The organism is Hymenobacter agri (assembly GCF_054778495.1).
The window spans coordinates 1-6008 of sequence record NZ_BAAGZM010000244.1 but is presented as its reverse complement, the minus strand read 5'-3'; the positions used below and the strand labels follow the sequence as shown (position 1 = coordinate 6008).

The window sequence follows — 6008 nt, the reverse complement described above, 5'->3', positions numbered from 1 at the left end:
ACGGTGCAGCTGCCCGAACCAGGCGCGGCTGGCGGCGGCGTCGCGCTGCTTAATGCCGGCCACCACGGCGCTGTCCTTGTAGGGCGCGCTCTGGGCCACGTATTTCGGGAATTGCTGCAGGGCCTCGGCGCTCAGCCAGGCTTCGGCGGGCGAGCCACCCACGGCCACTTTTATCAGGCCCACGGGCACCTGGTAGCGGGCGTTGATTTCCTTGGCGAAGAAGTAGCCCACGGCCGTGAAGTTGAGCACGGTTTCGGGCGTGGCGGCCACCCAGCGGCCGCCGGTCACATCGGCCCGGGGGCCGTTGAAGTCGTAGCGCATCGGCACGTCGAACTGCCGGATGCGGGGGTTGCTGGCGCTGGCCACTTCCTGCGGGTACTTGTCGCGCACGCGGCGCATGGGCAGCTCCATGTTCGACTGCCCGGCGCAGAACCACACGTCGCCCACCAGCACGTCCTTGAGCTCAAGGGAATTGCTGGCCTTGATGGCGAGCGTGTAGGGGCCGCCGGCTTTCATGGCCGGCAGCGTCACGCGCCACTGCCCGTCGGGGCCGGTGGTGGCGCGGTAGGTTTTGTTCTGAAAACTCACGGCCACAGCCTCTCCTACCCCACCCCAGCCCCAGATGCGCACCGGCTGGTCGCGCTGCAACACCATGCCGTCGCTCACCAGCTTCGGCAGGCGCACGGTGGCGGCGGCCTCACGGGCGGCGGGCAGGCTCAGCAGCAGGCAAAGGGTAAAATTATTGGTTTTCATGTTGTTAGGCAGAATTCGGGCAGAAGAAAGGGCCGTTGTAGTACCCCTTCATAAATAAGGCCCGATTTCAGCGTGAAATCGGGCCTTATTTCGGGGTTCAAAACCGGGCTTAGTTGTAGCCGTTGTTCTGGGTGATTTTGCCGGCCGAGCGGTCAATCTCGCTCTGCGGAATGGGGCGCAGCACGTGGTAGGGCTGAATGTTGAGGGCGGCGTTGGAGCCGTAGCCATCGGTGGCGTTGGGAATGGGCGTCGACTTCGAGCTCACGAAGGCCGGCACGTACTGTTTCACGCGGTCGACGAGCGTGTTGGTGCGCACTAGGTCGAACCAGCGCGTGAACTCGCCGCACAGCTCGCGGGTGCGCTCTTCCAGGATGAAGGTGAGCGTGACCTGCGAGGCGGTGATTTCCATCTGGGCGGTTTTGCCGGGGGCGGCGGCGCGGCGGCGCAGCACGTTGATGAAGTCGCGGGCCTTGGGCAGGTTGCCCAGGTACATCTCGGCCTCGGCGGCAATGAGGTAGGTTTCGGCCAGGCGGAACAGAATCACGGGCCGGTCGGCGCTGATGTTGGTGCCCGAGCGGGTAGCGTCGTCGAACTTGTTGATGTAGGGCGAGTACATCGTGGAATAGGTGCTGGGCGTGCCAATCACGAAGCGGCCACCGGGCCGGTTGGTGATGCGGGTGCGCTCGGCGGTGGTCAGCTCGCGGCCGGCGTACCAGGCGGCCGTGTCGCCTGTCACGGCGCGCGGGTTGAAGGCCGCGCCGTTGTTATTGCCGGGCGAGTTCACGCGCCACAGCGTGGTAAACCACTTGGCGTAGCGGGTGTCGGTGGTGCGCCACTGCGTTTCGGCGGTTTCCACGCTCGGCAGGATGTAGGAGTTCAGCAGGTAAGGCGTCGAGACGAGGCGGCCGAAGGGGCGGCCCAGGTCGGTGCTGCGTATCATATTGGGCAGCAGGTCGTAGCGGCCGCGAAACAGGAAGTTGGTCTGGTTCTGGCCGGCGGCGCCGGCGCCATTGTCGGACAGGCCGGTGAAGGTGGGGTCGGTGTTGAACTGCACGTTCATCAGCACCTCCTTGTCGTTCTCCTTGCCTTCTTTGAAGATGTCGCCGGGGTCGGCCTCAAGGGCGCGGCCGTACTTGGTGCCGGGCGCCGTGCCCGTGCCGGTGCCCGAGGGGTTCGAGTCGGCAATGAGCTCTTCGGCGTACTGGGCGGCCTTGGCGTAGTCGTCGGTCTGGCGGGCCGTGGAAGTGGCGCGGGTCAGGTACACTTTGGCCAGCAGGTGCAGGGCCGTGGCCCGCGTCACGCGGCCGGGCTGGGCGGCGGTATTGGCAATGCCGGGCGTGGTGCTGGTGCCCAAGGCATCGGTCAGGTCGCCGATGATGGCCCGGTACACGTCGGCCAGCGGGGCGCGCACCACGTCCTTGGTGGGCGCATCCACAAACTTGAGCATCAGCGGCACGTCGCCGTAGGCCCGCACCAGCATGAAGTAGTAATAGGCCCGCAGCACCTTGGCCTCGCCCGAAATCTGGGCAGCCTGGGTGGCCGAGAGGCTCGACACGGTGGGCGCGTACTGAATCACGCCGTTGGCCCCGTTGATGAAGCGGTAGAACGTGCCCCACATGTTGGTGGCCGTGCCGTTGTTGGCGTTCATCTGGCCCCGGTTGTAGTCCTCGAAGCCGTCGCTGCCCGAAAAGCCGCGCATAAACTCGTCGGTGCCCTGCGACATAAAGTTGGAGCCGCCCTGGTCGCAGTGCACGTTACGCAGGCCCGAGTAGGCGCCCGTGAGGCCCACCTGCAGCCCTTCGGCCGTGCCCAGGAAACCCGGCACCAGAATCGAGCGGGGGTCTTCGTCGAGAATGTCCTTGCTGCAGCCGCTGGCCGCCACAATCAGGGCCAGGGCAACCGAGCTGGTTAGAAAAAACCGTTTCATATGAATGAGGAACGCCGTGCGGCGTCGGGAAAGTTGGTGGGAATTAGAAGCTCAGGTTCACGCCCGCAATGAAGGAGCGGTACACGGGGTAGTTGGTGCCGTAGTCGAACGCCAGGCCGCCCTCGTTGCCGTTGGGGTTGCCGTTGAAGCGCGTCGAGTACGAGAGGGCATCCGGGTCGATGGCTTTGTTCTTCCGGAAGTAGTCTTCCTTGGCCCAGATGAGCGGGTTCTGCACCTGCACGTAAACGCGGGCCGAGCCCATGAGGGCGCGCTTGGCCCAGGCAGCCGGCAGGGTGTAGCCCAGGTCGATGCTGCGCACTTTGATGAAGGTGCCGCTCAGGTAGGCCAGCGAGCGCGAGTTCAGCACGTAGTCGCCGTAGTAGGCGTAGTTGGGCTGCGGGAAGCGGTTGTCGGGGGTTTCGGGGGTCCAGTACGGCAGGTTTACCTGGTTGCGGCGGCCGCTGAAGGTGGTGTAGTAGTTGGTGGGTACCAGCAGCGGGTCGACCACGGTCGCGCCCACCCGGGTCAGGGCCACGGCGGTCAGGTCGAAGCCCTTGAAGCGGAAGCGCTGCGTCATGCCGGCCTCGAACTTGGGCTGGCGCGAGCCGATGAACTGGCGGTCGGCGCCGTCCACGGTGCCGCTGTTGTTCAGGTCTTCGATGCGCACCTGGCCCACCTTGGTGCCGGCCTTGGCGGCGGCGGCAATGTCGGCGGGCGTGTTCTGGTAGATGCCGGCGTACTTGTAGTCGTAGAAGGTGTAGAGCGGCTGGCCGATGAAGCGCTGGTTGGCGATGTCGCTGCGCTGGTTGCCGTTTTCGTCGGTACCCAGGCCCAGGTCGAGTACCTTCTCGCGGTTCAGGGTGAAGTTCCAGTCGGTGCTCCACTCAAAGCCGCTGGCCGTGCGCACGTTCACCGTGGTCAGGCTCACTTCGAGGCCGCGGTTCTGGGTTTTGCCAATGTTGCGGGTGAAGGAGTTGTAGCCGGTGGCGGTGGGCAGGGCGTCGGGCAGCAGCAGGTCGCTGGTGCGCTGCTGGTACACCTCTACCGAGCCGACCACGCGGTTGTCGAAGAAGCCGAAATCGAGACCGAAGTTGGTGGTAGTGGTGTATTCCCAGCCCAGGTTGGGGTTCGGAATGGTGGAGGGCACGGCGCCCACGGCCCCGGTGGCGCCGAAGTTGTAGTAGCCGCCGCCCAGGGCGGTGCTCAGGGCGCCCAGCGTTTGGTAGGGGTTTACGGCGGTGCTGCCGGTGCGGCCCCAGCCGGCGCGCAGCTTCAGGTTGCTCACCCAGGTCTGGTCGCGCAGGAAGGCTTCGTTGGCCACGTTCCAGGCCAGCGCGGCCGAGGGGAAGGCCTTGTACTTGTTGCCCGGGGCGAGGCGCGACGAGCCGTCGACGCGCACCGTGGCCGTGGCCGAGTAGCGGTTGTCAAAGGCATAGTTCAGGCGGCCCATGTACGACACAATGTCCCAGCGGCTGGCAGTGCTGCTCGGGGCCGTGGGCGTGCCGGCGCCCAGGTTGTCGGCCAGTTGGTAGTTGGTGGGCAGGTTCTGCGAGCCGGCCCCGAAGCCGTCGGAGCGGAACTCCTGCCAGCTGTAGAGGCCGGTGAAGTTCAGGTCGTGCTTGCCGAAGGTGCGGTTGTAGGTCAGCACGTTTTCGGCCAGCAGGTTGAAGGCGAGGCTGTTGTTGCGGGTAGCTAGGCTGGGGTTGGTGCCGCGGGCGGCGGTGTTGGCGGCGAAGTACGATTCGTCGTTCTGCACGCGGCCGTCTAGGCCCAGGTTCAGGCGGTAGTCCAGCCCTTTCAGGATGTTCACCTGCCCGTAGAGGCTGTTGAAAGTGCGCAGGCGGCGGCGGCGCTCGAGGTGGGCGTCGGTGGTGTAGTTGGTCAGCGCGTTCGACTGCGCGTTGTCGGTGTTGGGGTAGAGAATGGGCACGCCGTTGGCATCGTAGGGCGAAGCCAGCGGGCTGGCCGTGAGGATGCTATAGGCAATGTTCAGGTTGGGGTCGTTCTGCTGCGTGTAGGAGTTGAGGGTGTTGAAGCCCACCTTCACGCGCTTGCCCACCTGCTGGTCGAGGGTGCCGCGCAGCGAGTAGCGCTGGATGCGCTGCACTGGCACGATGCCGGTTTCGTCGTAGAAGCCCAGCGAGGCCGAGTACTGGGTCTGCTCGGTGCCGCCGCTCAGCCCCAGCGAGTGGTTCTGGATGTGGCCGTTCTGGAACAGCAGCTTCTGGTAGTCGTAGCTTTTGCCGGCGGTGTAGTTGGCCTGCTCGTCGGGGGTGAGGAAGCCCGAGGCTGTGGCCGGGTTCTGGCCGTTGGCGCGGTAGGCCTCGGCCCGGAATTTATAGTACTGCTCGCCGTTTTGCAGGTCGTAGTAGCCGTAGGGGTTTTTCCCGCCGTAGTAGCCGCTGTAGGTGGCCTTGGGCGCGCCGTTCTTGCCGCGCTTGGTGGTCACCAGAATCACGCCGTTGGCACCGCGGGCGCCGTAGATAGCCGTGGCCGAGGCGTCCTTGAGCACTTCCAGCGAGGTCACGTCGTCGGGGTTCAGGTCGTTGAGACTGCCGTCGAAGGGCACGCCGTCCACCACCAGCAGCGGGTCGTTGGAGCCGGCAAACGAGCGGTTGCCCCGGATGCGAATCACCGGGGCCTGGCCCGGCGAGGTGGTCGTGCTCGAAATGTTCACGCCCGCCGCGCGGCCCTGCAGTGCCTGGCCGATGTTGGCTACCGGCACATCGCGCAGCGCCTTCTCATCCACCGACGAGATGGCGCCCGTCACCTGGCTTTTCTTCTGCACGCCGTAGCCCACCACCTGCACCTCGTTCAGGGCCTGGGCCTCGGTGGCCAGGCGCACGTTCACGCGGCCGCCGCTGCCCACCGGCACTTCCTTCTTCTCATAGCCAATTGAGCTGATGACCAAGGTAGTAGCGCCATCCGGTACGCTCAGCGAGTATTCGCCGTTCACGTTGGTGGTAGCGCCAATGGTCGTGCCCTTCACAATGACGGTCACGCCGGGCAGCCCCTCGCCGGTGTCCGACGTTACGGTGCCCGACACCGTGCGGCCCGTCTGGGCCAGCGCCGCCGTTGGCATCAGCCCCCCCAGGAGCAGCACGGCTCCCAGCGCAGGCGCCCAGGGCCGAAGCGGCCGCGGCGCAATCACAGATAAAAGTTCTCGCATGGTAATGAGTGGGTTTGGTGGGTTAGGTTGAGACTTGATTGCAGAGAAAATCAGAAGCCGATGGAGTTGCCGCCATCCACGGGCAGCGACGCGCCGGTGATGTAGCGCGCGGCCTCGGAGGCCAGGAACACGGCCGCGTGGCCGATGTCGGCGGGCTGG

Annotated in this window: 4 protein-coding genes; all 4 read right to left on the bottom strand. The window is 65.6% G+C overall.

Going from position 1 to position 6008, the window contains the following annotated elements; translation table 11 throughout:
* Positions 1–753: sialate O-acetylesterase (locus ACYVDE_RS12790; protein WP_460501932.1), on the bottom strand; the 753-nt coding region annotated here is incomplete at its 3' end.
* Positions 754–862: 109 nt separating this feature from the next.
* Complete coding sequence (locus tag ACYVDE_RS12785; RefSeq protein WP_460501931.1) at positions 863–2680, bottom strand: RagB/SusD family nutrient uptake outer membrane protein; 1818 nt, start codon at positions 2678–2680, stop codon at positions 863–865.
* A gap of 43 nt (positions 2681–2723) precedes the next feature.
* On the bottom strand, positions 2724–5783 hold the full coding sequence (locus tag ACYVDE_RS12780) for a SusC/RagA family TonB-linked outer membrane protein (RefSeq protein ID WP_460501930.1): 3060 nt from the start codon (positions 5781–5783) through the stop codon (positions 2724–2726).
* Positions 5784–5899: 116 nt separating this feature from the next.
* Positions 5900–6008, bottom strand: a 109-nt coding sequence (locus tag ACYVDE_RS12775) for an SDR family oxidoreductase (RefSeq protein ID WP_460501933.1), incomplete at its 5' end; no start/stop codon positions are given.